This is a genomic window from Streptosporangium sp. NBC_01810 (assembly GCF_035917355.1).
Taxonomy (GTDB): Bacteria; Actinomycetota; Actinomycetes; order Streptosporangiales; family Streptosporangiaceae; genus Streptosporangium.
Genome location: NZ_CP109070.1, coordinates 6,378,185 through 6,402,873 on the forward strand (window position 1 = coordinate 6,378,185; position 24,689 = coordinate 6,402,873).

The 24,689-nt window shown below is 68.5% G+C and carries 21 protein-coding genes and 1 pseudogene; 10 read left to right on the plus strand and 12 right to left on the minus strand.

Going from position 1 to position 24,689, the window contains the following annotated elements:
• Positions 1 to 103: 103 nt before the first annotated feature.
• From OIE13_RS28490 to OIE13_RS28505, 4 genes are all read right to left on the minus strand, one after another.
• The gene (locus tag OIE13_RS28490; protein WP_326646794.1) at positions 104 to 1,684 is read right to left on the minus strand and encodes a bifunctional uroporphyrinogen-III C-methyltransferase/uroporphyrinogen-III synthase; all 1,581 of its coding nucleotides are present in this window, start codon (positions 1,682 to 1,684) and stop codon (positions 104 to 106) included.
• Positions 1,681 to 2,601 carry a hydroxymethylbilane synthase gene (gene hemC / locus OIE13_RS28495; RefSeq protein ID WP_326646793.1) on the minus strand — a complete coding sequence of 307 codons (921 nt, stop codon included), beginning with the start codon at positions 2,599 to 2,601 and terminating at the stop codon, positions 1,681 to 1,683. Before hemC ends, OIE13_RS28490 begins: the two co-directional genes overlap by 4 nt.
• Entirely contained in the window at positions 2,598 to 3,938 is a 1,341-nt protein-coding gene (locus OIE13_RS28500; protein ID WP_326646792.1) for a glutamyl-tRNA reductase, read from the minus strand. The genes hemC and OIE13_RS28500 overlap by 4 nt, the downstream gene beginning before the upstream one ends.
• 145 nt (positions 3,939 to 4,083) lie before the next feature.
• Positions 4,084 to 4,779 carry a redox-sensing transcriptional repressor Rex gene (locus tag OIE13_RS28505; protein WP_326828954.1) on the minus strand — a complete coding sequence of 232 codons (696 nt, stop codon included), beginning with the start codon at positions 4,777 to 4,779 and terminating at the stop codon, positions 4,084 to 4,086.
• 284 nt (positions 4,780 to 5,063) lie between these two features.
• On the opposite strand from OIE13_RS28505, the gene OIE13_RS28510 reads away from it, so the two are divergent.
• On the plus strand, positions 5,064 to 5,312 hold the full coding sequence (locus OIE13_RS28510) for a glutaredoxin family protein (protein WP_326646790.1): 249 nt from the start codon (positions 5,064 to 5,066) through the stop codon (positions 5,310 to 5,312).
• A 50-nt stretch (positions 5,313 to 5,362) separates the two neighbouring features.
• Here OIE13_RS28510 and OIE13_RS28515 read toward each other — a convergent pair whose 3' ends face one another.
• Positions 5,363 to 7,255: a putative quinol monooxygenase gene (locus OIE13_RS28515; RefSeq protein WP_326828955.1), complete on the minus strand. Its 1,893-nt coding sequence runs from the start codon at positions 7,253 to 7,255 to the stop codon at positions 5,363 to 5,365.
• 206 nt (positions 7,256 to 7,461) lie between these two features.
• Between OIE13_RS28515 and OIE13_RS28520 the strand changes: the two genes are divergently transcribed.
• From OIE13_RS28520 to OIE13_RS28530, 3 genes are all read left to right on the plus strand, one after another.
• A complete protein-coding gene (locus OIE13_RS28520; protein WP_326646788.1) occupies positions 7,462 to 8,106 on the plus strand; it encodes a sigma-70 family RNA polymerase sigma factor in 645 nt (214 codons plus the stop codon).
• Positions 8,107 to 8,448: 342 nt separating this feature from the next.
• Positions 8,449 to 9,054 (plus strand): DUF5667 domain-containing protein, encoded by a 606-nt coding sequence (locus OIE13_RS28525; RefSeq protein ID WP_326646787.1) that lies wholly within the window; start codon positions 8,449 to 8,451, stop codon positions 9,052 to 9,054.
• Between the two features lie 129 nt (positions 9,055 to 9,183).
• Positions 9,184 to 10,068: an HAD family hydrolase gene (locus OIE13_RS28530; protein ID WP_326646786.1), complete on the plus strand. Its 885-nt coding sequence runs from the start codon at positions 9,184 to 9,186 to the stop codon at positions 10,066 to 10,068.
• A 124-nt stretch (positions 10,069 to 10,192) separates the two neighbouring features.
• On the opposite strand, the gene OIE13_RS28535 is transcribed toward OIE13_RS28530, so the two are convergent.
• The 7 genes from OIE13_RS28535 to proC form a co-directional block, all read right to left on the minus strand.
• Positions 10,193 to 11,149, minus strand: coding sequence for a lysophospholipid acyltransferase family protein (locus tag OIE13_RS28535; RefSeq protein ID WP_326646785.1), 957 nt, complete (start codon positions 11,147 to 11,149; stop codon positions 10,193 to 10,195).
• A gap of 13 nt (positions 11,150 to 11,162) precedes the next feature.
• On the minus strand, positions 11,163 to 12,188 hold the full coding sequence (locus tag OIE13_RS28540; protein ID WP_326646784.1) for an NAD-dependent epimerase/dehydratase family protein: 1,026 nt from the start codon (positions 12,186 to 12,188) through the stop codon (positions 11,163 to 11,165).
• A 23-nt stretch (positions 12,189 to 12,211) separates the two neighbouring features.
• Complete coding sequence (locus tag OIE13_RS28545; RefSeq protein WP_018654693.1) at positions 12,212 to 12,310, minus strand: 30S ribosomal protein bS22; 99 nt, start codon at positions 12,308 to 12,310, stop codon at positions 12,212 to 12,214.
• A gap of 305 nt (positions 12,311 to 12,615) precedes the next feature.
• Complete coding sequence (locus tag OIE13_RS28550; RefSeq protein ID WP_012887307.1) at positions 12,616 to 12,819, minus strand: helix-turn-helix domain-containing protein; 204 nt, start codon at positions 12,817 to 12,819, stop codon at positions 12,616 to 12,618.
• Between the two features lie 322 nt (positions 12,820 to 13,141).
• Entirely contained in the window at positions 13,142 to 13,981 is an 840-nt protein-coding gene (locus OIE13_RS28555) for a phosphatase (protein WP_326646781.1), read from the minus strand.
• Between the two features lie 438 nt (positions 13,982 to 14,419).
• Positions 14,420 to 15,583, minus strand: coding sequence for an acetoin utilization protein AcuC (locus tag OIE13_RS28560; protein WP_326646780.1), 1,164 nt, complete (start codon positions 15,581 to 15,583; stop codon positions 14,420 to 14,422).
• A 479-nt stretch (positions 15,584 to 16,062) separates the two neighbouring features.
• Positions 16,063 to 16,857, minus strand: a complete 795-nt coding sequence (proC, locus tag OIE13_RS28565; protein WP_326646779.1) for a pyrroline-5-carboxylate reductase — start codon at positions 16,855 to 16,857, stop codon at positions 16,063 to 16,065.
• A 250-nt stretch (positions 16,858 to 17,107) separates the two neighbouring features.
• Between proC and OIE13_RS28570 the strand changes: the two genes are divergently transcribed.
• The 6 genes and pseudogenes from OIE13_RS28570 to clpB all read left to right on the plus strand — a co-directional run bounded on the left by OIE13_RS28570 (position 17,108) and on the right by clpB (position 24,671).
• A complete protein-coding gene (locus tag OIE13_RS28570; RefSeq protein ID WP_326646777.1) occupies positions 17,108 to 17,584 on the plus strand; it encodes a hypothetical protein in 477 nt (158 codons plus the stop codon).
• Between the two features lie 242 nt (positions 17,585 to 17,826).
• Entirely contained in the window at positions 17,827 to 19,698 is a 1,872-nt protein-coding gene (gene dnaK, locus OIE13_RS28575) for a molecular chaperone DnaK (protein ID WP_326646776.1), read from the plus strand.
• 28 nt (positions 19,699 to 19,726) lie between these two features.
• On the plus strand, positions 19,727 to 20,338 hold the full coding sequence (grpE, locus tag OIE13_RS28580; RefSeq protein ID WP_326646775.1) for a nucleotide exchange factor GrpE: 612 nt from the start codon (positions 19,727 to 19,729) through the stop codon (positions 20,336 to 20,338).
• 34 nt (positions 20,339 to 20,372) lie between these two features.
• Complete coding sequence (gene dnaJ, locus OIE13_RS28585; RefSeq protein ID WP_326646773.1) at positions 20,373 to 21,575, plus strand: molecular chaperone DnaJ; 1,203 nt, start codon at positions 20,373 to 20,375, stop codon at positions 21,573 to 21,575.
• A 2-nt stretch (positions 21,576 to 21,577) separates the two neighbouring features.
• Positions 21,578 to 21,830: pseudogene (locus OIE13_RS28590) on the plus strand (heat shock protein transcriptional repressor HspR); the annotation flags it as partial.
• A gap of 258 nt (positions 21,831 to 22,088) precedes the next feature.
• Positions 22,089 to 24,671, plus strand: coding sequence for an ATP-dependent chaperone ClpB (clpB, locus tag OIE13_RS28595; RefSeq protein ID WP_326646771.1), 2,583 nt, complete (start codon positions 22,089 to 22,091; stop codon positions 24,669 to 24,671).
• Positions 24,672 to 24,689 lie beyond the last annotated feature (18 nt).

The window sequence follows — 24,689 nt, forward strand, 5'->3', positions numbered from 1 at the left end:
GCCGCCTGCCGGGGCGCCGCCGGTCACGGCCCGGCGCGCTCGCGCGAGACCGTCGAACACGGTCTGCCCGCCCTTTTCGCGCGGGCAGCCGCCGTATTCAAGGTTACTTTGCGCGGCGCCGGGCCCCTCTTCGGGTCTGCGAGGGCCTGCGGGGGACGTCCCCCGCCATGACCGCGGCCTGCCGCTGCTTGGCACCGTACTCCGCCAGCGCCGCCGCGAGGGCGGAAGTCGAGGGTTTGTCGGCCATGACGTCGACCCTGAGCCCGAATTCCTCCGCCGTCTTCGCGGTCTGCGGACCGATCACGGCGATGACCGTGACGTTGTGCGGCTTGCCCGCGATGCCGACCAGGTTGCGGACGGTGCTCGACGAGGTGAACAGCACCGCGTCGAACCCGCCGCCCTTGATGGCCTCGCGGGTGGGGGCGGGCGGCGGCGCGGCGCGGACGGTCCGGTAGGCCGTCACGTCGTCGCACTCCCAGCCGAGCTCGATCAGTCCGGCCACCAGCGTCTCGGTCGCGATGTCGGCACGCGGCAGCAGCACCCGGTTGATCGGGTCGAGCATCGAGTCGTACGGGGGCCACTCGACCAGCAGCCCCTCCGACGACTGCTCGCCGGACGGCATCAGGTCGGGCCTGACGCCGAACTCCACCAGTGCCCGCGCGGTGCTCTCGCCCACGGCCGCGACCTTGAGCCCGGCGAACGCGCGGGCGTCCAGGCCATACTCCTCGAACTTCTCGCGCACCGCCTTGACCGCGTTCGCGCTGGTGAAAGCCACCCACTCGTAGCGCCCCGTGACCAGGCCCTTGATTGCCCGATCCATCTGCTGCGGGGTGCGCGGCGGCTCGACGGAGATCGTGGGGACCTCCTCGGGCACCGCGCCGTACGAACGCAACTGATCGACCAGAGCGGCCGACTGCTCCTTGGTCCTGGGCACGAGCACCCGCCAGCCGAACAGCGGCTTGGTCTCGAACCACGACAGCCGGTCGCGCATGCCGACGGCCTCGCCGACCACGATCAGCGCGGGCTCGACCATCCCGGCGTGCTTGAGATCGGGCGCGATCCGGCCCAGCGTGGTCACCACGGTGTGCTGCTCGGTAGTGGTGCCCGCGCTGCTGATCGCCACCGGCGTCGAGTCCGGACGGCCCGCCGCGATCAACGCCTTGCCGATCGAGACGGCCTCGGCGACGCCGTTGTAGATCACCAGGGTGCCCGCTCCCGCGGCGTACCCGGACCAGTCGTTGATCTGGGTCGCGTCCACGACCCGGAACTCGGGCACCGATACCGCGGCCGGTATCCCGGCATAAGTGAGCACCGCCGTGGCCGGGGGCACGCCGGGCACGATCTCGAAGTCCACCTCCGCCTTGGCACAGGCCGCCACCTCAGCGGTGATCGAGGAGAAGAACATGGGGTCGCCCGCGCACAACCGCACGACACAGCTGCCACCCTTGGCTGCCTTGACGGCCTTCAGCGAGACGGCGCCCTCCTCTGCCACACCGATGATCTCGACGCCCTCACGACAGTGGCGTAGCAATGAGCCGTACGCCTCCTGGTCGAGGATGACGATGTCCGCTCTGGAGAGCAGATCGGCACCGCGTAGCGTGAGCAACCCCTCATCGCCGGGACCCGCGCCGACAAAGGCGACGAACCCGGACGGACGCTCGAAGGTGGTACTTCCGGAGCTCAATGTGCTTGCTCCCCTATCAACGTGCCGGCCCCTTCGGCGATCATCTCGGCCGCGAGGTCGCGGCCGAGATCCATGGGCGCAGAAGAGCTGCCGACGGCGGACTTGCGCACCGCCCGCCTGCCGTCGACGGCGACGGCGGCGGCGGTCAAAATCAGATCGTGCCCGTGCTCGGCCGCGTACGTGCCCAGCGGGGCGGCACACCCGGCCTCCAGGGTATTGAGCACCGCGCGCTCGGCGGTGACCTCGGCGCGAGTGCGCGCATCGTCGAGCACGCTCAGCAACTCGACCATATCCGCCCTGTCGGAGCGGCACTCCACGGCCAGTGCTCCCTGCCCGGGAGCGGGCAGCATCTCCTCGACCTCGAAGATCTGGGAGATCTCGGCCTCGCGGCCCAGCCTGCCGAGCCCGGCGGCGGCGAGCACGACCCCCTGTAGCTCGCCCGAGGTCACCTTGGCGATCCGGGTCTCGGCGTTGCCTCGGATGGGAACATAGTCGAGGTCCGGACGGATCATCCTAAGCTGGGCGATCCGGCGCGGGGAGCCCGTGCCGATCTTCGCACCGGATGGCAGGTCGGCCAGCTTGGTGACGCTCACCAGGGCGTCCCTGGGGTCGTCACGCGGCGGGATCGCCGCGATGACCACCCGCGGGTCGGGTGTGGTGGGCAGGTCCTTCAGCGAGTGAACCGCGAAGTCGATCTCGCCTTCGATCAGCTTGTCACGCAGCGCGCTGACGAAGACGCCCGTGCCGCCGAGCTGCGTGAGATCGCCCTTGGTCACGTCGCCCAGGGTGACGACGCCGACGAGCTCGACGGCCCTCCCGGTCAACTCGGTGAGGCGGGTGGCGACCAGGCCCGACTGCGTGGTCGCCATGACGCTCCGCCTCGTTCCCAGCCGGAGCGGAGGAGAAACGCTGCTCACAAGCCTGCCTCCTTCTTGCTCGGCTCGGTGTTCTTACCCGGCTCGACGTCGATCGTCTCGATGCGCCGCACCGCTTCGGGCACCTTCGGGTCAAGATTGAACAGCTCGCGGAGTGCTTCCGCATAATGATCGCCCGCCGGAGACTCCGCCAGCTGCTTGACACGCACGGTGGGCTCGTGGAGCAGCTTGTCGACCACGCGCCTGAGCGTCTGGGTGACCTCGGCCCTGATGCGTCCGTCGAGTTCGGGAACCCGGGCGGCGAACCGCTCAAGCTCCGTCTCGACCACCTGCGCCGCCTTGCTCCGCAACGCCACCACCGTCGGCGTGACGCGCGCGGCGCGTTCGGCCGACAGGTAGGCGGCGACCTCCTCGGCGACGATGTCGCGCACGGCGGTGACCGCCTCGGCTCGACCACCGTCGTCGGTGCCGGCGTCGGCCCCGCTCTCCTGCATGGACTCCAGGTCGACCAGCGTCACACCGGGCAGCCGCCGTACGGCGAGGTCGACGTCGTGCGGCAGGGCCAGGTCCAGTATGAACATCTGGTGGGGGGTCACCATGTCGGCCGTGATGACCACGTCGGCGGCGCCGGTGCAGGAGATGACCAGGTCGACCCCTGCCATCTCCCTCTCCAGGTCGCCGAACTCGGCGGCCCGGCCGCCGACCGTCTGCGCCAGCCGCACCGCACGGTCGTGGGTCCGGTTGACCACCACGATGTCGGTGAGGCCCGCCCGCTGCAGGGTCGCGGCCGACAGCGCGCTCATCGAGCCCGCGCCGACCACCAGGGCCCGCTTCTCGGCGAGAGGGCCGAGGACTCGCTCGGCGAGCGTGAGCCCGACCCCGACGAGGGAGGCGCCGGCCCGGTCGATGCCGGTCTCGGTGTGGGAGCGCTTGCCCACCCGCAGTGACTGCTGGACGAGCTCGTTGAGCGTCGGGCCGAGCGTGCCCTCCTCCTGGGCGAGCCTGAGCGCCGAACGCACCTGACCGAGGATCTGCCCCTCGCCCAGGACCATCGAGTCGAGGCCCGAGCCGACCGAGAACAGGTGCTCGATCGCGCGGTCCTCGTAGTGCACGTAGAGATGGGCGGCCAGCTCGTCCATCGGGACGCCGGAATGGGTGCTGAGCAGCCAGGAGATCGACGTCACCGCGGCGTGGAACCGGTCGACCTCGACGTAGACCTCGACCCGGTTGCAGGTCGAGACGACCATGGCCTCGGTGACGTGGACGTCCCGCTGAACGTCCTGGAGCAGCTTCACCAGCGAGTCACCGGAGACGGAGACCCGTTCCAGCAGGGCCACCGGGGCCGTGCGGTGGCTCAGGCCGACGACGAGAACGCTCATCGGCCCTCCACCGCCTTTCCCGAGAAGGCACGGTCCGCCCTCGTCGTCTCCGCGTTCGTCATACGTGTCATAGTGATCATGCTCGTCTTGGTCGCCCGGGAAAGCCGGAAGAGTGCGTGCCCGTCGGCTCGTACGCGGTGCTTCTTCACAGGTCCACCGCCTCGGGCCACTCCTCGGCCATCGCGGGCCCCCCAGTCATCCGATCCGTCTTGCGTTGCTCGTGGAACGCAAGGATCTGTAGTTCAATCGATAGGTCGACTTTACGGATGTCGACACCTTCTGGAACAGAAAGTACAACGGGGGCAAAGTTCAGGATGCTGGTGACCCCCACGGCAACGACCCGGTCGGCCACCTGCTGGGCCGCCACGGCCGGTGTCGCAAGCACCACGATCGACACTCCTCGCCGCCTTATCACGGCTTCCAACTCGTCGATGTGCTCCACATTCAATCCCGCGATGTGGTCGCCCACCACTTCGGGGTCCGCGTCGAGCAGCGCCGCGACCCTGAATCCCCGGGAGACGAACCCGCCGTAGTTGGCGAGCGCACGACCGAGGTTACCCACTCCGACGATGGCAACGGCCCAGTCCTGGGTGAGGCCCAGCTCGCGGGAGATCTGATAGATCAGATATTCGACGTCGTAGCCGACCCCGCGGGTGCCGTACGACCCGAGGTGGGAGAGGTCCTTGCGGAGCTTGGCGGAGTTGACGCCGGCCGCGGCGGCCAGGTCCTCCGAGCTCACGGTCGCCAGGCCACGCTCGGCCATGCCGTTCAGCGCACGCAGATAGAGCGGCAGCCGGGCGACGGTCGCCTCGGGTATGCCGCGTTCGCGGGCTTGGGACATACGGCGGATCACGTGCCGGAGCTCCAGGGGGACAGGCGACCGGCGCGGCCCGGACGCGACGGATGACGAGGTGAGGCCACTGTCATTCAGGTTAGTCCTTTTGTGAACCGGTGCACAAAGTGAGTGTTCACAATCTTGACCAAACCCCCCACCGGTTCGTGGCACACCCCCCTCATCAGGGCCCTGACCTGGGCATCCGGCAGGTCTCCGCACGACCGTCACCGGGTCCCATCCGCTCGCGACGCAGGCCCGCACGGCGCCGTGACTCGGCTACCGTGGCGGTCATGTCACCCCGAGACCATCGCGTCACCCTGCTCGGCAAGCCCGGTTGTCACCTGTGCGACGACGCACGGGCGGTGATCGAACGGGTCACCGCCGAGCTCGGCGTCCCGTGGGAGGAACGCGATATCACGGCCTCCGAAGAGGACCAGGCCCGCTACTGGGAGATGATCCCGGTCACCTTCGTCGACGGCGTGCAGCACGACTTCTGGCGTGTCGACGAGCACCGCCTCCGCGCCGCCCTCGGCGCCTGAGACGTTTCACATGATCCGGCGCGCGGACGACCACCGCCCGCGCGCCGCGTTCACGGCCTGAAGGCCGTCGGGAGCGGCATCACCTTCGCGGCGTTCATGGTGAGCTCGATGACGTTGGTGACGAGCACCATCGGCTGGCGCTCGGTGACGAAGCGCTCCGTATGCGACTGGCGCTGATGGTCGGTGTAGGCGACCTCGTCACGGTAGATCTCGTAGACGATGCGCTGGAGCGGCGCCGACTTCACCGAGTGGCAGGCGTAGATGAGCGTGTCCGGCTCGGATCGGCGTACCGCCTCGACGGTCTCCTCGGCGAGCCGGTCGAACCTCTCGCCGGTGCCGTCGAGGAGTGTGAAGACGGTCAGCATGCCGAAGATGCTCGGTGAGGGGCGGCCGGAGCCGCCCGGCAGGTCACCCAGGTTGCCCGGACCGCCCGGCAGGTCACCCGGGTTGCCCAGGCCGCCCAGGTTGCCCGGACCACCCGGGTTGCCCAGGCCGCCCAGGTTGCCCGGGCCGCCCGGATACATGGCACCGGCCCGGGGGGCTGCGCCGAAGGCCTGGTCATAGCCGAAGGGGCCCGCCTGGTCGTAGCCTCGGACACCCCCTCTCCCCTGGCTCTGGCCTTGCCACTGCCCCTGGCCCGGGGAGGGCGCGCCGCCGAAAGCCTGCTCGGCGGGCATGGGCTGGAGGCTGCCCGGGTGGCCGAACTCACCGGTGACCGGCCCCACGGGGTGGCCGAACTCACCGGTGACCGGCCCCACGGGGTGGCCGAACTCACCGGTGACCGGGCCGGACTGCCTGCCGGAACCGGAAGCCCCGTGCCTTCCGAACTCGTGGGCCGGGATGTCGTACTCGCCGGTCGCCGGGCCTGAGGGCGACATGCCGAACTGACCGGTGACCGGAGGCTGCCCCCCGGGAGCACCGCCCCGTCTGCCGGGGTCGGCACCGGACGGCTGGCCGGGGGCCGGCATGCCGTACTCACCCGCCATGAACATCCCGGTGGCGGGTCCGCCGAACCTGTCGTCGTGCTGGAAGGGCTGCTGCCCCATGCGCGCCGCGTAGTCGACGTCCTGGTCGCCCGCGCGGTACTCGGCGACGAGGTCGCCGAGCCCGGAGCGGCGGGGAGGCTCCTCGGCCAGGGCTCGGCCGCCGGGGGCCTCCTGGGACATCCTGTGTCCGGCGACCTGCACGTCGCGGGGCTGGTACTCGGGGGGCCGGAGTGTCGGGAGGCGGTTCTCCCAGTCGTCGTCCGCAGCCTTCTCCTCGTCGTCCTCGTAGGGCGCGAGCGGGCGGAGCATGGCGTACCAGACGGCGGCGGCGGTGACGAAGAGCAGCAGCGCGGTGAACATTCCGGGCACCGCGAAGCTGACGGCTCCCACCAGGGCGAGACCGGTGGGGCCGAGCACCAGGAGCGCGTGCATGTTGTCGGCGTCGTAGTCGTCGCCGCCGCGCCAGCGCACGACCGCGAGCAGCAGTCCGGCCAGCAGCACGATCGTGACGATCACGTGGACGACAAGCAGCAGGTATTCCGACGGCACGTCCCAGTGGCGGCTACCCAGCGGGAGGACCTTGGCGAAGTCCTTGTCCTGCAGGACCGGGTCGACCGCCAGGATCACCGTCGCGATCACAGTGAGTGCGATCCCCAGGAGCCATGAGGCGAACCTGGCCGCGCCCTTACGGGCCAGCAACTGGATGACTCCGACAGCCAGCCACAATGGCGCCAGCATGGATCCAGTCAGTTGATAAACACGAAATGTTCCTGCCCCGAACCCGGTTAGGTAGCCGACGGCGATTACTCCGAGTGAGACGGAGAGAGACGCCGTCGTGATGCTCCAGGCGATCAGCCAGCCCTTGGGCTCACTGCGAAGGCGGCTGATGAGAGCACCGGTGGCGATGACGGCGAGCAATGCACCGGCGAAGGCGATGACAGCGACGAGGACTTCCATGGTGTCTCCAATGCTGCCGGACATTACCCCCTAACCGGTAGCCGAACCCTCGGTCGGCTCCCGGAGTCGGCGTGAAACAACCGACCCCACACCATATCTGGCGATTACCCCCAGTCACGGCGCTTCGAAGTGGATTGTGGAATTACCGCTTGGTTTCCTAGAGTGATCAGGCACGCCGTACCCCCTTTTCCCCTCAGGGATACCGGATGCCTGAAACGTGGCCGCTCGCCGGGCACCTCCCCACGACCGTCGGGATGGCCCAGCCCGTCCGCAGTAGTGACCTCACTCTGCGTGAGGACGCCTCCGAAGAACTCCGGAGGCTCGTTTTGCGTGCCAAAACCGGAGACACGGATGCTTTTGGCACGCTCTATGATCGCTACCTCACCCTGGTCTACCGCTATGTCTATTTCCGGGTCGGCTCACACCCGCTGGCCGAGGATCTCACGAGCGAGACCTTTCTCCGCGCGCTCCGCCGGATCACTGACTTCACGTGGCAAGGGCGTGATTTCGGGGCCTGGCTCGTGACCATCGCGAGGAACCTGATCACCGATCACTTCAAGTCCGGCAGGTACCGTCTTGAGGTCACAACGGCCGAGGTGATCGACACCCCGCTCGACGGCCCGCACATCCCGGAGAACGCCGTCGTCATCTCGATGATCAGCGACCGGGTGCTCGGCGCCGTCCGTGACCTGGGCCCCGAGCAGCAGGAGTGCGTGGTGCTGCGTTTCCTGCACGGCATGTCGCTGGCGGAGACCGCGCTCATCATGGGCAAGAAGAGCGGCGCGATCAAGGCGCTGCAGTTCCGCGCGATCCGGTCCCTGGCCCGCGCGCTCCCCTCGGACCTGGGCTGACACCGCCTCCCTGCCTCGTCCGCACCCCTTCCCCCATCCCGAGACGCCCCGGGAGGCACCGGAAGCCTCCAGGAGACTCCGGGCAGGCCCCGAGCCACCCCGGGGCACCCCGGGACCCCGAGACACCCCAGGAGTGGGAGCCGACGGGGAGAATCCCCGGTCCGGCCGTGCCCGGAAGGATTGTTCACCATGCCGATGCCGGTGCAGCGCGTAACCTGGCGTGCGGAGTCGTCGTTAGGCAAGTGATACCGATGGATCATGAGCCGGGGGCGGCAGGGAGCGTTCATGGGGAAGTGGCTGCCTGGAATCTCGCGGAGATCGCAGGCTCACATCCAAAACCGCGTGTCGCGCCTCGGCAACCGCATGGCGGCCGTCCCCCATCCCGAGTTCCACGCCAGGCTCCGCGAGCAGCTCACGCAGGGGCCTCCCGGAGAGGACCTCTCGGAGCGGCCGCCGACCGGCCCACGGCACTCCCGGCGCAGGCCTGGTACGGGACTGTTCACCCAACTGCTAAGCGTCGCCCTGGTGGCCTCGATGGTCACCTCCGGCGTATGGACCTACCGGTCGATGCCCGGCGACACCTTCTACCCGCTCAAGCGCGCCGCCGAGAGGACCCTGTTCCACCTGAGCACCGACGACGCCGAACGCGCCGAACGCTCCTTCGGCTACGCGGAGACCCGTGCCCGCGAGGTCGAGAAGCTCCTGGGCGGCGAGCGCGAGTACATGATCGGAGAGACCCTCCAGGCAATGGAGGACACCACTCGCTCCGCGGTGACCTCCCTCAAACAGGTACGGCGCCGTGACGCCTCGAGCGCCAGGGAACTCAAGCGCTTCGTCCAGAAACAGCGCACCCAGATCAGCGGGATGCTCCCCAAGATGGACGCCGAGGACCAGCGCAAGGCCCACGTTTACCTCAACTACATCGACGGTCTGGCGCCGCCCGAATAGTCTGTTCCTTCGGAAGCCGTGCCGGTCCGGATCTCGGCTCGCGCGATGCCGTATGACACCGAGATGCCACATTTGGCTAACATCACGGCTACCGATCTCTCCCCCATGTCCCGGTTAAGCTGAGGTGCTATGAGGCGGCTACTACGACGACGGGGCGAAACGACGACGGCCGAGGAGAAAGCGGCCGGGGAGGTCGCGGCCGCAGCCGCCGTGGCGATGCCGATGGCCGAACCCGACCCGGTGGCCGCCGCCTTCTTCGACGTCGACAACACCATGATGCGCGGCGCGTCCATCTACCATTTCGCCCGGGGCCTCGCCTCCCGAGGCCTGTTCACCAGCAAGGACCTGTTCAGGTTCGCGCTCGGCCAGATGGTCTTCCGGGTCCGCGGCGACGAGAACCCCGCCCACATCGCAGAGGCCAGGGAGACCGCGCTGGCGTTTGTGGCGGGCAGCAAGGTCGAGGAGATCATCCGGCTGGGCGAGGAGATCTACGACGAGGTGATGGCCGACCGTATCTGGGCGGGCACCCGCGCCATCGCGCAGGCACACCTCGACGCCGGTCAGCGAGTCTGGCTGGTCACCGCGACCCCGGTGGAGCTGGCCCGCGTGATCGCCCAGCGCCTCGGCCTGACCGGTGCCCTCGGCACCGTCGCGGAGACCGAGAACGGCGTCTACACCGGCCGCCTGGTCGGCGACCTGCTCCACGGCCCCGCCAAGGCCGAGGCCGTCAGGGCTCTGGCCCGCAGGGAGGGGCTCGATCTGACCCGCTGCTCCGCCTACAGTGATTCGGCCAACGATCTGCCGTTGCTCTCCCTGGTCGGCCGCGCCACCGCGATCAACCCCGACGCCGAGTTGCGCGACTTCGCCAGGGAGAACGGCTGGGAGATAAAAGACTTCCGCACGGGGCGTAAGGCGACCTTGATCGGCCTGCCCATCGCGGCGGGCGCCGGGGCCCTCGCGGGGAGCGTCGCCGCCGCCATCGCCCTGCGCCGCCACTACCGTTCCGGCGACTGACCCGCGCGTCGCCCCGCCGCTCACAGGACGGCCTGGCCCGGCTCCGGTCAGCCTGCCGTACGAGCGACCGTGATCCGGTCCGGCAGCGCGGACGGTTCCCGTCGCGGGAAGTGCCGGCAGTGCCTCAGGAGAAGGGCGGGAAGGCGTGGCCACGCTGGAGCCGGAGTTCGTCCAGCTGCTGCTGGATGATCTCCCGGACCTGGTCGGTGAGGTTGAAGACCAGCATCGGGTCATCGGCGTCGGCCGGGTCGAACTCGTCGGTACGGATCGGCTCACCGAAGCCGATCATCCACTTGGACGGGAGCGGGACCAGCCCGAGGAGCCCGAACCAGGGGAACAGCGGCGTGATGGGCAGGTAGGGAAGACCTAGCGCCCTGGCCAGGAAACGCATATCGCCGATCTTGGGGTAGATCTCCTCGGCACCCACGATGGCGCAGGGAACGATCGGCACGCCCGCGCGGATGGCGGAGGCGACGAAGCCGCCCCGCCCGAAGCGCTGCAACCGGTAGCGGTCGGAGAACGGCTTGCCGACCCCCTTGAATCCCTCGGGAAAGACACCGACGAGCTCGCCCTTGCGGAGCAGCCGGTCGGCGTCCTCGCGGCAGGCGAGGGTGTGGCCGGTCTTGCGGGACAGGTGACCGAGCACCGGAAGCCGGTAGACCAGGTCGGCCCCCAGGAGCCGGAGCGCGCGGCGCGCGGGGTGGTCGTCGTGCAGGGCCACCTGAAGCATGAGCCCGTCGAGCGGGAGGGTGCCCGAGTGATTGGCCACGACCAGGGCACCGGAGTCATCGGGCACGTTGTGCAGGCCGACGGTCTCGGTGCGGAACCAGTGGCGGTACAGCGGGCGGATCAGCTCCAGCAGCACCCTGTCGGTGAGCTCCGGATCGAACCCGAACTCGTCGACCTCGTAGTCTCCGGTCACCCGGCGCCGTAGGAAGTCGAGCAGCTCGGCCGGCCTCTGATCGTCGCCTCCACCCGTCGGCACCCCGAGGAAAGGATCGTCCGACGCCTCATCGGAGACGCGGGCGCGGGTGATGGGGATGACGTCGGCCTCCCCGCTCTCATTCGCCGCCTCGCTCATTTCGCCACCGCGCTCATTTCGCCACTGCCCGGGACAACATGTCCATCATGGCGAGGGGCAGGCCGCCGGCCAGGTCTCGCGCGCGGACGAAATCCTCGAAGGCGGCGGCGGTGGAGAACTTCGGCCTCCAGCCGAGAGCCGCGGACAGCAGGGTGGTGTCGACCACACGTCCGTGACACATCAGGCGGAGTTGCTCGGGGGAGAAGTCGACCAGCCCCGTACCGCGGGCGAGGTCGCCCATGAGGCGGAAAACGACAGAGGGCACCGGCACCGGGAGCAGGCCCATCCTGCGCGCGCACTGCGACAGCAGCAGCACACCGTCCCCGGCCACGTTGAACGTGCCGGGGTGGTCCTCCGTCGCCATCCGCCGCAGCACCTCGACCGCGTCGTTCTCGTGAACGAACTGCAGCCGCGGGTCGAACCCGAACACGGTCGGCAGGACGGGTTGGGCGAAGTAACGCGTCAGCGGGGAGTCGACGCCGGGGCCCATGAAGTTGGCGAATCTGAGCGTCGACACGACCACGTCACGGCGCCGTCTGGCGAAGCCCCGGACGTAGCCCTCCACCTCGGAGGCGTCCTTGGCATAGCCGTGGCTTGGCGGCTCCCCCGGCTCGGCGTTCTCGGTGAAGACCGCGGGGTCGTGCGAGGAGGAACCGTAGACGGCGGTGGTGGAGCGCATGACGACGCGGCGGACCGTCGCGGACCGCTGACAGGCACCGAGCAACTGCATGGTGCCGATGACGTTGTGCTCCTTCATGAGCGCCCGGCCACCGCTCCGGGGAGGAGCGCTCACCAGGCTCATGTGAACGACGGTGTCGATGTCGGCGGCCGCGATCACCTGCGCGATGTCGGGGCTGCGCAGATCGACGCGGACGAACTCCGTCCGGCCGAGAGGTACGCCGCCATCACGTGAGAGCGAAGGCGGCGGCACCGTATCCACTCCGATGACCCGGTCGATATCCGGGTCATCCGCGAGAACGCTCGCCACTCGGGCGCCGATGTGGCGCGAGACCCCGGTGACAAGCACGGTGTGGGTCATCGGCGCCTCGCAGATCCGCGCTGTTACTTCTTGTTACGCCGCTGGATGCGGGTCTTCTTCAGAAGTTTGCGGTGCTTCTTCTTCGCCATGCGCTTGCGGCGCTTCTTGATCACAGAGCCCACGGGACCCCCAGGTAGCTGGTAGCCGAGATTGCCGAACCGGTGCGCGATAGCACACCGGCACAACAGACTACCGGCGATCCACGGTAGATCGCCCCCGGGGGACCCCGAGCACATCAACTCACGACGTGGCGAACACGTCGCTACCTCGACGAGACAGAGACCTGCCACATACCTGTCGGACCGGAAAACTTGCTTCGGTCAGACCGGAAGAGACAGGACTCGCGAGCCGTCCAGCGCGCCTCGCCCACCTCGCGGCCGGATGTTCCTCCACCGGCCGCCCGGCTCCGCGCGCCGAGCCCCCTGTCTCAACCTGCCTCGATGTAGGCATCCCTGAGATAATCGTGCACCGCCTGTTCGGGCACCCGGAAGGATCGACCGACCCGGATGGCCGGCAGCTCGCCCGAATGCACGAGTCGGTACACAGTCATCTTGGACACCCTCATGACAGTGGCCACTTCTGCCACCGTCAGGAACTTCACCTCGCTGAGAGGTCTTTCGCCTGCACCCATCGGACGCCTCTTCCGCACGTGTATCCGGGTTATCCCCACTGGTGCCATTGCTCACGCACGTGTACTGCCGTCAGCGTAAGCCGGGAGGCCGGGCACGCAAACCCCCTATTTTCTCAGCCCTCGGAGCCTCGCGTCAGCGAAACCGACAAAATCGCTGGCCAGCAGCCGGACCGTGCCCCTGCTTTTGATCTTGGAACGGACCAACTGTCTCCTATTAGAGTCGCCCACAATCGCCAAAAAGTTGGCAAACGGTCGGCGAGCTCTGTGGAATGCAGGCGCGAAATGCCGGTATAAGGATGCCCTAATTTGCGCATCCCCCGTCTCAGAGGGCTCGCGCGACCCTCTTGACCAGGTGGTGTGTCAGCGGCTCGTAATACCTCGGTAGCACGTTGTCATCAAGCGGGACGGTCACCGCGATCTTGCCCTCGGCCTCCCCGACGAAGAGCGCGGGGTCGTTGCTGTCGGCGAATCCGACGGTGAGGATGCCCGCCTCGCCCGCCGCTCCGGCCCAGCCGTGGTCGGCGATCACCAGATCGGGACGGTCCGCGCCAAGTTCGGCGATCATGGCCCGCATCGGGGCCGGGTCGTGGGTGTGCACGAAGGCGCCCTTGTCGTCGAGCATCGCGACATCGTCCAGATAACGGATCTTGCGCCTGCGGCCGAACCCGCTCCCCCAGTACGACCAGCCCTCGGCCGGGCTCATCAGGACCGCCCCGCACGCCCTGAGCATCCGGGCCAGAGCCAGGTGAACGGTGAGCAGGCCGGTGGGGTGCCCGGTGGCGATCAGGATCTGCGGATTGCCCCTGCCGAGCACTCCCGCGATCGTGTCGCCCATCTTCTCGACCGCCTCGATCGTACGGTCGGGGTCGATGGTGTCCTGGCCCTCCCGGTGCAGCGGATCGGCCACCACCCCGGCGGACTTGACCATCAACTCCAGCACGTCCCGATAGGACCAGGCGCCGTCCACGGTCAGCCCGAACAGGTAGTGCGGATCACGGTTGGCCAGCGACCGGTAGTGGTCCAGGTTGTTCTCCCGGCTGGTCGCCACATCACCGGCGATCCGGGTCCGAACCAGGTGCTCACGAAGCTCGGCACGGGTCAACGGCGACGCTGCGCGTCGCGGCTCGGGTGCTGGAGTCCGGTGACTTCCCTCGTCACTCATCCGCTTCACTCATCCGCTTCGCTCCTTCGCTCCTCAGTCCGGTCACCGGCGCGTCCTCACGGCTGACCGGCTTGTCGGCTTGTCGGCTGACCGGCTTATCGACTGACCGGCTTGTCGGCTTGTCGGCTGACCGGCTTGTCGGCTGACCGGCTTGTCGGCTGACCGGCTTATCGACTGACCGGCTTGTCGGCTTGTCGGCTGACCGGCTTGTCGGCTGACCGGCTTGTCGGCTGACCGGCTTGTCGGCTGACCGGCTTGTCGGCTGACCGGCTTGTCGGCTGACCGGCTTGTCGGCTGACCGGCGACGCTGCGCGTCATGGTTCGGCCGCTCAGGCAGTCCCTCGGACGGATCACTCATCCCGCCTCTCACCCGCGCCCCCTCTCCCGTGGCGTGCCGATTCCCCTCCTGGAGGGACCTGGGAGATCCGGGGACCCCGGTCACGGGAAGGGGTCGAGGCCGTGGAAGGGGAAGACGGCCTTCCTTGTCGCCATGATGGCCCGGTCGATCGAGTCTGCTGGGTCATAACCAGTTGAGAAATAACGAAATTCCGGATTTCGGCCATCGGTCAGTGTCAGGGGTGCCGACTGGTCGGTCCGTTCCTTGACGAACTTGCGCCATGTCTCGGGGGTGGTGGTCCTCGGATCGAGCGGGTGGCCCGCCACCTCCGCGAGCAGATGGGTCCACGCCCGGGGCACGACCTGCACCAGCTCGTATCCCCCTCCGCCGGTCACGACCCACCGCCCGCCCGCGGTCTCGTGTGCCAGCTCGTGCAGCGCCGCGTACGCGGCGCGCTGGCCGTCCAGGCTGAGCATCAGGTTGGCCAGCGGGTCGAGGGCGTGGCTGTCGCAGCCGTGCTGAGTGACCAGGACGTCGGGGGCGAACTCCCGCAGCAGCGGCGGGACCACCGCGTGGAAGGCCCGAAGCCAGTCACTGTCGCCGCATCCGGCGGGTAGGGCCACGTTGACCGCGGTGCCCTCCACGCCGCACTCCTCGGGGAAGCCCGTGCCGGGGAAGAGCGTGCGGGGGCTCTCGTGCAGGCTGATGGTGAGAACCCTGGGATCGTCGTAGAACATCGCCTGCACGCCGTCGCCGTGATGCACGTCCACATCCACGTAGGCGACCCTGGACGCCCCCTGGGCCAGCAGCCACGCGATCGCCGCGCCCGGGTCGTTGTAGACGCAGAACCCGCTCGCCGAGGCGGCCATCGCGTGGTGCAGACCACCCGCGATGTTGACCGCGTGCTCGACCTCACCGGTCCACACCGCGCGTGCCGCGGCCAGGCTGGCCCCGGTGATCAGCGCGGACGCCTCGTGTACCCCGGCGAAGGCGGGATTGTCCTCGGTGCCGAGCCCGTAGGCCAGGTCGCGTCGCCCGGTGGCGGAAACCCGCTTGACGGCCTCGATGTAGTCACGCTTGTGGACGAGCGCCAGTTCGTCGTCGGTGGCGGGCGCACAGCCGCTCATCTCCACCAGGTCCAGCACACCGAGCTCCCTGGCCAGCGCCATGGTCAGCTCGACTCGTACGGGCGCGAGCGGGTGCCCCGGACCGAAATCGTAGGAGATGAGCGCATCGTCCCAGACAACCCGCACGGACCGGCTCATGCGCACTCCCTGTCTGGTCGCGACGTCGCGCGCCACGGCCCGATCTTCCTACTCCCAGATCGACGTTACCGCACGTGTACGGAATGCGGTTTACGCAGGCGTCTTGGAGGATGTGACCGTTTTCATCTGAGCGAAATATCATGATTTATTGCAATTAATGGTCCTGCGTCCCGGTACGCGGCACCGCTGCCCGGGACACCACCTGGAATGTCCTTCCCCGGCCGGCCGGACGCGGGACGGCACGGTCAGGCGGGGGACACCCGGCGCAGTCCCCGGACCGCGGGGACCAGGAGAAGATCGACCTGGCGGTGAAGAAGAGCAGGAAGCTCCGTGTCCAGACGGCGGGTCCGCCGAGTTCCCGCTGATCATCAGCCAGTACGGCCTGCTCCACGATCGCCCCATCTCCCCCGGAGTTCCGTGGGAAATGATGCCGTTTTATAGGAAAATTTCCTAATAGATTTCCTGGCGGAGGGGCGAACTCAGCCCTCGGCGAGCTGGCGTCCCCTGTCCCTGGCGGCCTCGATGGCGGCCAGGAAGGCGGCGCGGACACTGTGCCGCTCCAACTCGGCGATGGCGGCGATGGTGGTGCCACCCGGCGAGGTGACCGCCTCGCGCAGTATCACCGGGTGCTCGCCCGAGTCACGGAGCATGATCGCCGCGCCGACGATCGACTGGGTGACCATGTCAAGGGCGGCGGCACGGGGCATGCCGAGCAGGATTCCGGCGTCGACCATGGCCTCGACGAGATAGAAGAAGTAGGCGGGACCACTGCCCGACAGGGCCGTGGCCGCGTCCTGCTGCGACTCGGGGATGCGCAGCACCTTGCCGACCGGGCTGAACAGGTCCTCGGCGCGCCGCAGGTGCTCCTCGGAGGCGTGTGCTCCCGCCGAGATCACGCTCATCGCCTCGTCGACCAGCACCGGCGTGTTGGACATGACCCGGACCACCGGGATCTCGGCGCCAAGCCACGACTCGACGAACGAGGTCGTGATCCCCGCCGCCGCCGAGATGACCAGGCGGTCGGCCGGCAGGTGCGCCGCGATCTCGGCGAGCAGGGCCCCCATGTCCTGCGGCTTGACCGTGAGGATGATCGTGTCGGCGCTCTTGGCGGCCTCGGCGTTGGAGACCACCCGCACGCCGTACCGCTCCGCGAGGGCCTCGCCCCGCTCGGCACGCCGCGCCGTCGCCATCACGTCGCCCGGCTTGAACCCGGCTCTGAGCAGCCCGGACAGCAGGGCCTCCCCCATCTTGCCGGTTCCAAGAATCGCGATCATGTGAGCACCTCGAAATCGGGGATCGAAACTCCTCGCAGCCTATCGGCACCGTTCCACCGGGCGGATCGACCCGACGCCGTGCGCGACCGCCGTGCACCAAGGGTTGACGCCGCCACACGTCGACGATGACTTCGTCACGGTTCAGGCGATGACTTCGTCACGGTTCAGGCGGTCATGACCGAGGTGCGGCACCGCGACGTCAGGGCGTCCTGAACCCGGCGGGACTCCGATCCGTCTTAGGGGTATGCGTATGATCGCGACCCCCATCCTGGCCGGAAGCCTTCTGTTGGCCCTGGGCTGCGGCACCGACCCCAGCGCCACGGCCCCCTCGCAGCCTGTGAGCCGGAGCACCGCCCTTACCGGCGGCCCCTCGGAGCCGGCGAGCCACACCGTGGCACCCCGGGACGAACCCACCGGCGGCGCCCCCAGACCGACGAGACCGGAGGGCCACACAGTCAATCCCCGCAAGGTCAGGTGGCTGAAGGCGAAACCGTCGAAGGACGGCCGGAGCCTGCGGATCACCTGGTGGTCCGGGGTGGAGCCGTGCAACGTGCTCGACCGGGTCACCGTACGAGAGACCTCCAAACGGGTGACCGTCACCCTGTGGGAGGGCCCGAGCAGCAAGGCCCAGAACGTCGCCTGCATCGAGATCGCCATCCTGAAGGTGACGACGGTCAAGCTCAAGAAGCCTCTCGGCTCCCGCAAGGTGGTCGACGGCGCCCGCTGACGCGGCGCCCCTGCAGGACCCCGTCCCGCCGACGGTGACCGAACGGCCTTCGGTCACCGCCGGGAACGACCACGCGCGCTCCCTCGTCGGAGGGGATGGAGAACACTACCCGTTTCCTGGAAATCGGGAATGCTCCCACCCGGTCGAAGGTTGAGCCCAATAGACTCAAGTCGTTTGACAAACCTCACCCGAGGTTCCACTATGAGTCCCATCGACTCAACTTTGACTACAAGGACGTACTCATGGCACGTGCGGTAGGTATCGACCTGGGGACGACCAACTCCGTCGTCTCGATTCTTGAGGGCGGTGAGCCCACCGTCATCGCCAACGCCCAGGGTTCGCGGACCACGCCGTCCGTGGTCGCCTTCGCGAAGAACGGCGAGGTCCTCGTCGGAGAGGTCGCCAAGCGGCAGGCCGTCACCAACGTCGACCGGACGATTCGCTCTGTCAAGCGCGAGATGGGCACCAACTGGTCCGTCGAGATCGACGGCAAGAAGTTCTCCCCGCAGCAGATCAGCGCCTTCGTCCTGCAGAAGCTCAAGCAGGACGCCGAAGCCTACCTGGGCGAGAAGATCACCGACGCGGTGATCACCGTTCCCGCCTACTTCAACGACGCCCAGCGTCAGGCCACCCAGGAAGCCGGCACCATCGCCGGCCTCAACGTGCTGCGCATCATCAACGAGCCCACCGCCGCGGCGCTCGCCTACGGCCTGGACAAGGACAAGGACGAGACCATCCTCGTCTTCGACCTCGGCGGCGGCACCTTCGACGTGTCCCTGCTCGACGTCGGCCAGGAGGACGGCCACGGCTTCGTCGAGGTCAAGGCCACCAGCGGCGACAACCACCTCGGCGGTGACGACTGGGACCAGCGCGTCGTCGACGAGCTCGCCACCCGGTTCAAGAACGCCCACGGCGTCGACCTGACCAAGGACAAGATGGCCCTCCAGCGCCTGCGTGAGGCCGCGGAGAAGGCCAAGATCGAGCTCTCCAGCCAGTCGGAGACCTCCGTCAACCTGCCCTACATCACCGCCTCGGCCGAGGGTCCCCTCCACCTGGAGGAGAAGCTCACCCGCGCCGAGTTCCAGCGGCTCACCGCCGACCTGCTCGAGCGGTGCAAGGGCCCGTTCAACCAGGTGGTCAAGGACGCCGGCATCAAGGTCTCCGACATCGCCCACGTGGTGCTCGTCGGCGGCTCGACCCGCATGCCCGCCGTCGCCGACCTCGTCAAGGAGCTGACCGGCGGCAAGGAGCCCAACAAGGGCGTCAACCCGGACGAGGTCGTGGCCATCGGCGCCGCCCTCCAGGCCGGTGTGCTCAAGGGCGAGGTCAAGGACGTCCTGCTGCTCGACGTGACCCCGCTGTCGCTGGGCATCGAGACCAAGGGCGGGATCTTCACCAAGATCATCGAGCGTAACACCACGATCCCGACCAAGCGCTCGGAGGTCTTCACCACGGCCGAGGACAACCAGCCGTCGGTGCAGATCCAGGTCTACCAGGGCGAGCGCGAGATCGCGGCGTACAACAAGAAGCTGGCCACCTTCGAGCTGACCGGCATCGCCCCGGCGCCGCGCGGTATCCCGCAGATCGAGGTCACCTTCGACATCGACGCCAACGGCATCGTCAACGTCTCCGCCAAGGACCTCGGCACCGGCAAGGAACAGACGATGACGATCACCGGCGGCTCCGCGCTGCCGAAGGACGACATCGAGCGCATGATGCGCGAGGCCGAGTCCTACGCCGACGAGGACAAGAAGCGCCGCGAAGAGGCCGAGACGCGCAACAACGCCGACTCGCTCGTCTACCAGACCGAGAAGTTCCTCGGCGAGAACGCCGAGAAGGTCCCGGACGACATCAAGAACGAGGTCAACGAGGCCGTCGCCGAGCTCAAGAAGGCTCTGGAGGGCACCGACTCGTCCGAGATCCGCGCCTCCGCGGAGAAGCTCGCCACGGTCAGCCAGAAGATGGGTTCCGCCATCTACGCTCAGTCGCAGGGGTCCGAGGCCCCGGACGGCGCCCCCGAGGCGGACGCCACCGCCGGACAGAAGGCCGACGATGACGTGGTCGAGGCCGAGATCGTGGACGACGAGCCGAAGCGCGACAACAGCGCCAAGTGATGATCGGAAAGCCGAGGGGAGCAGCAGCGTGAGCACGCGCGAGAACGGTTCCGAGGAGGAGCCGGTGATCCGCGACAACCGGAAGATAGACCCGGAGACGGGACAGGCCCGCGGGGCGGCCCCGGCGGAGGCCACGGGTCAGAACGACAGGGAGCAGGCCGACAAGCCGTCCTCCCTGGCGTCCGACCTGGCCTCGATCGAGCTGGCCACCCAGCTCGCCGAGCGCACCGCGGACCTGCAGCGTCTTCAGGCCGAATATTCCAACTATCGCAAGCGGGTCGAGCGGGACCGGGCGCTGGTCAAGGAGCAGGCGGTGGCCGGCGCGTTGGCCGAACTGCTGCCCGTCCTCGACGACATCGGCCGAGCCCGCGACCACGGCGAGCTGACCGGCGGCTTCGCCAAGGTGAGCGAGTCACTGGAGGCGGCCACGGGGAAGCTGGGGCTGAGCTCCTTCGGCACCAAGGGTGAGCCGTTCGACCCGACGGTGCACGAGGCACTGATGCACAGTTACTCCCCCGACGTCACAGAGCCGACCTGCGTGGAGATCCTGCAGCCCGGTTACCGGATCGGCGAGCGAGTGCTCCGCCCCGCGCGAGTCGCGGTGGCCGAGCCCGAAGAGCCCGCCGCGGACGACAACTGACCCCCCAAGATCCAATCTCTAAGAAGGAACGTGGATGAGCACCAAGGACTACTTGGAGAAGGACTACTACGCCGTCCTTGGTGTGCCCAAGACCGCCACGGCCGATGAGATCAAAAAGGCGTACCGGAAGCTGGCCAGGAAGTATCACCCGGACGCCAATCCCGGAAGCTCGGCGACCTCCGAGAGCACCGCCAAGTTCAAGGAGGTCTCCGAGGCCTACGACATCCTGTCCGACACCAAGCGCCGCAAGGAGTACGACGAGGCGCGGACGCTGTTCGGATCGGGTCTGGGCGGCTACGCGGGGGGTGGAGGGGCTCCGCGCACCGGTGCGGGTGGTTTCCCGTTCGACCTGGGAGACCTGTTCGGGGGCACCCATCAGCAGCAGAGTGGCGCCGGGGAGCGCATCGGCGACATCTTCGGCGGCCTCTTCAACCGGGGTGGCGCGAGCCGCCCCACCGGGACGACGAGCAGGGCACGGCGCGGCCAGGACATCGAGTCCGAGGTCTCGCTCTCCTTCTCCGAGGCGGTGGAGGGCAGCACGGTCTCGCTCCGCCTGACCAGTTCCTCCGCGTGCACCGTGTGCGGGGGCACCGGCGCCAAGGCCGGCACCACCCCGCGGGTCTGCCCGACCTGCGAGGGCACCGGGGCGGCCAGCCGTAACCTCGGAAACTTCGCCTTCTCCGAGCCGTGCCGCGACTGTAAGGGCCGCGGCCTGCTGGTGGACGACCCGTGCCAGGTGTGTGATGGGAGCGGGCGGGGCAAGAGCACCCGCACGATCCAGGCCCGCATCCCGGCAGGGGTCGGCGACGGCCAGCGCATCAAGATCAAGACGAAGGGCGCGCCCGGTGAGAACGGCGGCCCCGCCGGTGACCTCTACGTTCAGATCCACGTCAAGCCGCACTCCGTGTTCGGCAGGACGGGAGAGAACCTGACGGTCACCGTCCCGGTCACCTTCACCGAGGCGGCGCTGGGAGCCGAGATCAAGGTGCCGATTCTCAAGGGAATGCCGGTCACGCTGCGCATCCCCGAGGGCACCCCGAACGGCCGCACCTTCCGGGTGCGCGGCAGGGGTGTGGCGCGTAAGGACGGCACCAAGGGCGATCTGCTCGCCACGATCGAGGTTCTGGTGCCACAGCAGTTGGAGGACAAGGCAAGGGGTGCCCTTGAGGAGTTCCGCGACGCCACCTCGGGTGGTGACCCGCGGGCGGACCTGATCGAACAGGCCAGAAGCGAGTAGCCATGGAAGCCAACTACTTCGATCTGTCGGACGACACACCCGTCTACGTGATCTCGGTGGCCGCCCAGCTGTCCGGTCTGCATCCGCAGACCCTTCGCCAGTACGACCGTCTCGGCCTGGTCAGCCCAGGTCGTACGGCGGGACGCGGACGTCTGTACTCCACCCGCGACATCATGATGCTCCGCGAGGTCCAGCGGCTCTCCCAGGAGGAGGGCATCAACCTCGCGGGCATCAAGCGAATCCTGGTACTCGAGACGGAGGCCCTGCGCCTGCGTGACGAGAACCACCGCCTCCGCGCGGAGATGAACATGATCCGCGCCCTCATCCAGTACCAACTGCCTCCCGCCTGAATCTCCCGTGGGGAAGTCGCCAGGCAAGAGCGTCCTCACCGCGACGCGCGGCGTCGCCGTCAACCCGTGAGACCGCGCCGCTGACCGGCCCGTGGGAAGGCTGACCGGCCCATGGGAAGAAGGGCCGCGAGGAACGAACGGCCCTGAACTACGAGGGAAGTCAATGGACTACAAGCTCACCCAGAAGAGCCAGGCCGCGGTCTCCTCCGCCATCCGGCGAGCGGCCGCGGAGGGTAATCCCGAGGTCGCCCCGGCCCATCTGTTCACCTCACTGCTGGCCCAGACCGGCGGCACCGCGGTGCCCCTGCTCGAAGCGGTGGGCGCCGACTGGAAGCAGCTGCGGATCGAGGCCGAGAAGCAGCTCGCGGCCCTGCCGAAGGCACAGGGCGCCACGGTCAGCGCCCCGTCGAGCTCCCGGCAGCTTCTCACCGTGCTGAACACGGCGGCCCAGCGGGCCCGCGGGCTTGAGGACGACTACGTTTCGACCGAGCACCTGCTGGTCGGTCTCGCCACGGACGGCGGCCCCATCGCCGAGCTGCTCAAATCGCGTGGCGCGAGCCCGAACGCGCTGCTCGACGCCTTCGAGAAGGTACGCGGACACGCCAGGGTGACCAGCGAGACGCCTGAGGACACCTACCAGGCGCTGGAGAAGTACGGGATCGACCTGACCGAGCGGGCCCGGGCGGGCAAGCTCGATCCGGTGATCGGCCGCGACTCGGAGATCCGGCGCGTCGTCCAGGTGCTCAGCCGCCGCACCAAGAACAACCCGGTGCTCATCGGCGAGCCCGGCGTCGGAAAGACCGCCGTGGTGGAGGGGTTGGCCCAGCGGATCGTCGCGGGTGACGTGCCCTCCAGCCTGCGCGACAAGCGCCTGATCGCGCTCGACCTGGGCGCGATGGTCGCCGGCGCCAAGTACCGCGGCGAGTTCGAGGAACGTCTCAAGGCGGTGCTCGGGGAGATCAAGGAAAGTGACGGCCAGGTCGTCACCTTCATCGACGAGCTGCACACCATGGTCGGCGCGGGCGCCGGCGAAGGCGCGATGGACGCGGGCAACATGCTCAAGCCCATGCTGGCCCGTGGCGAGCTGAGGATGATCGGCGCGACCACGCTGGACGAATACCGCGAGCGCATCGAGAAGGACCCCGCGCTGGAGCGGCGGTTCCAGCAGGTCTACGTTGGCGAGCCCACCGTCGAGGACACAATCGCCATCCTGCGCGGCCTCAAGGGGCGCTACGAGGCACACCACCAGGTCCAGATCGCCGACGGCGCGCTCGTGGCCGCCGCCGCCCTCTCTGACCGCTACATCACCTCCCGGTTCCTGCCCGACAAGGCGATCGACCTCGTCGACGAGGCCGCCTCCCGGCTCCGCATGGAGATCGACTCCCGTCCTGTCGAGATCGACCAGCTCCAGCGGAACGTGGACCGGATGAAGATGGAGGAGCTGGCGCTCGCCAAGGAGACCGACGAGGGCAGCCTGCAGCGGCTGGAGCGACTCCGCAGGGAACTGGCCGACCGCCAGGAGGAGCTCAACGCCCTGGTCGGCCGGTGGGAGCAGGAGAAGGCGGGGCTCAACCGGGTCGGTGACCTGAAGAAGCAGATCGACGAGGTGCGGAGCACCGCCGAGCGCGCGCAGCGCGACGGTGACTTCGAGGCCGCCTCGCGGCTGATGTACGCCGAAGTGCCCAGGCTGGAGGCCATGCTCGCCGAGGCCAGCAAGACCGCCCAGCCGGAGAACCCGATGGTCAAGGAGGAGGTCGGCGCCGACGACATCGCCCAGGTCATCTCCTCGTGGACCGGCATCCCCGCCGGTCGGTTACTCGAAGGCGAGACCAGCAAGCTGCTCCGCATGGAGGAGGAGCTCGGCAGGCGGCTGATCGGCCAGCGGCAGGCGGTCGGAGCGGTCTCCGACGCCGTACGGCGAGCGCGGGCGGGCATCTCCGACCCGGACCGGCCGACCGGCAGTTTCCTGTTCCTCGGTCCGACGGGCGTCGGCAAGACGGAGCTGGCCAAGGCACTGGCGGACTTCCTGTTCGACGACGAGCGGGCGATGGTCCGCATCGACATGAGCGAGTACGGCGAGAAGCACAGCGTCTCGCGACTGGTGGGCGCCCCACCCGGCTACGTGGGCTACGAGGAGGGCGGGCAGCTCACCGAGGCCGTGCGGCGCAGGCCGTACACCGTGGTGCTGCTGGACGAGGTCGAGAAGGCCCATCCGGAGGTCTTCGACATCCTGCTCCAGGTGCTCGACGACGGGCGGCTCACCGACGGGCAGGGCCGGACCGTCGACTTCCGCAACGTGATCCTGATCCTCACCTCCAACATCGGCTCGCAGTTCCTCGTGGACCCGGGCATGACGAAGGAGGCTCAGCGAACCGCCGTGATGGCCGCGGTCAGGAGTGCGTTCAAGCCCGAGTTCCTCAACCGGCTCGACGACGTGATCCAGTTCGACGCGCTCGGCACCGAGGAGCTGTCCCGGATCGTTGACCTGCAGGTGACCCATCTGGCCAGGCGCCTGGCGGACCGGCGGCTCACCTTGACGGTGACCCCGGCGGCGCGCGACTGGCTGGCGCTGACGGGCTACGACCCGCTGTACGGCGCGCGCCCGCTCCGCCGCCTCGTCCAGTCCGCGATCGGCGACAAGCTGGCCAAGGAGGTGCTCTCCGGCGAGGTCCAGGACGGCGACGAGGTGCTGGTCGATCTCGACGAGGCGAGCGACTCCCTGGAGATCGGCCCGGTAAGGGCTTGACCAATGCCGGATGAGGTC

What these genes read in the sequence shown, in the direction of transcription:
- dnaJ (WP_326646773.1), top strand. Translation starts at nt 20,373, where the DNA reads ATGAGCACCAAGGACTACTTGGAGAAGGACTACTACGCCGTCCTTGGT.
- OIE13_RS28510 (WP_326646790.1), top strand. Translation starts at nt 5,064, where the DNA reads ATGTCACCCCGAGACCATCGCGTCACCCTGCTCGGCAAGCCCGGTTGT.
- OIE13_RS28560 (WP_326646780.1), bottom strand. Translation starts at nt 15,583, where the DNA reads ATGAGCCGGTCCGTGCGGGTTGTCTGGGACGATGCGCTCATCTCCTAC.
- OIE13_RS28515 (WP_326828955.1), bottom strand. Translation starts at nt 7,255, where the DNA reads ATGGAAGTCCTCGTCGCTGTCATCGCCTTCGCCGGTGCATTGCTCGCC.
- OIE13_RS28505 (WP_326828954.1), bottom strand. Translation starts at nt 4,779, where the DNA reads ATGTCCCAAGCCCGCGAACGCGGCATACCCGAGGCGACCGTCGCCCGG.
- clpB (WP_326646771.1), top strand. Translation starts at nt 22,089, where the DNA reads ATGGACTACAAGCTCACCCAGAAGAGCCAGGCCGCGGTCTCCTCCGCC.
- OIE13_RS28555 (WP_326646781.1), bottom strand. Translation starts at nt 13,981, where the DNA reads ATGAGTGACGAGGGAAGTCACCGGACTCCAGCACCCGAGCCGCGACGC.
- OIE13_RS28520 (WP_326646788.1), top strand. Translation starts at nt 7,462, where the DNA reads ATGCCTGAAACGTGGCCGCTCGCCGGGCACCTCCCCACGACCGTCGGG.
- OIE13_RS28530 (WP_326646786.1), top strand. Translation starts at nt 9,184, where the DNA reads ATGAGGCGGCTACTACGACGACGGGGCGAAACGACGACGGCCGAGGAG.
- OIE13_RS28540 (WP_326646784.1), bottom strand. Translation starts at nt 12,188, where the DNA reads ATGACCCACACCGTGCTTGTCACCGGGGTCTCGCGCCACATCGGCGCC.
- proC (WP_326646779.1), bottom strand. Translation starts at nt 16,857, where the DNA reads ATGATCGCGATTCTTGGAACCGGCAAGATGGGGGAGGCCCTGCTGTCC.
- dnaK (WP_326646776.1), top strand. Translation starts at nt 17,827, where the DNA reads ATGGCACGTGCGGTAGGTATCGACCTGGGGACGACCAACTCCGTCGTC.
- OIE13_RS28535 (WP_326646785.1), bottom strand. Translation starts at nt 11,149, where the DNA reads ATGAGCGAGGCGGCGAATGAGAGCGGGGAGGCCGACGTCATCCCCATC.
- OIE13_RS28500 (WP_326646792.1), bottom strand. Translation starts at nt 3,938, where the DNA reads ATGAGCGTTCTCGTCGTCGGCCTGAGCCACCGCACGGCCCCGGTGGCC.
- OIE13_RS28550 (WP_012887307.1), bottom strand. Translation starts at nt 12,819, where the DNA reads ATGGGTGCAGGCGAAAGACCTCTCAGCGAGGTGAAGTTCCTGACGGTG.
- OIE13_RS28570 (WP_326646777.1), top strand. Translation starts at nt 17,108, where the DNA reads ATGATCGCGACCCCCATCCTGGCCGGAAGCCTTCTGTTGGCCCTGGGC.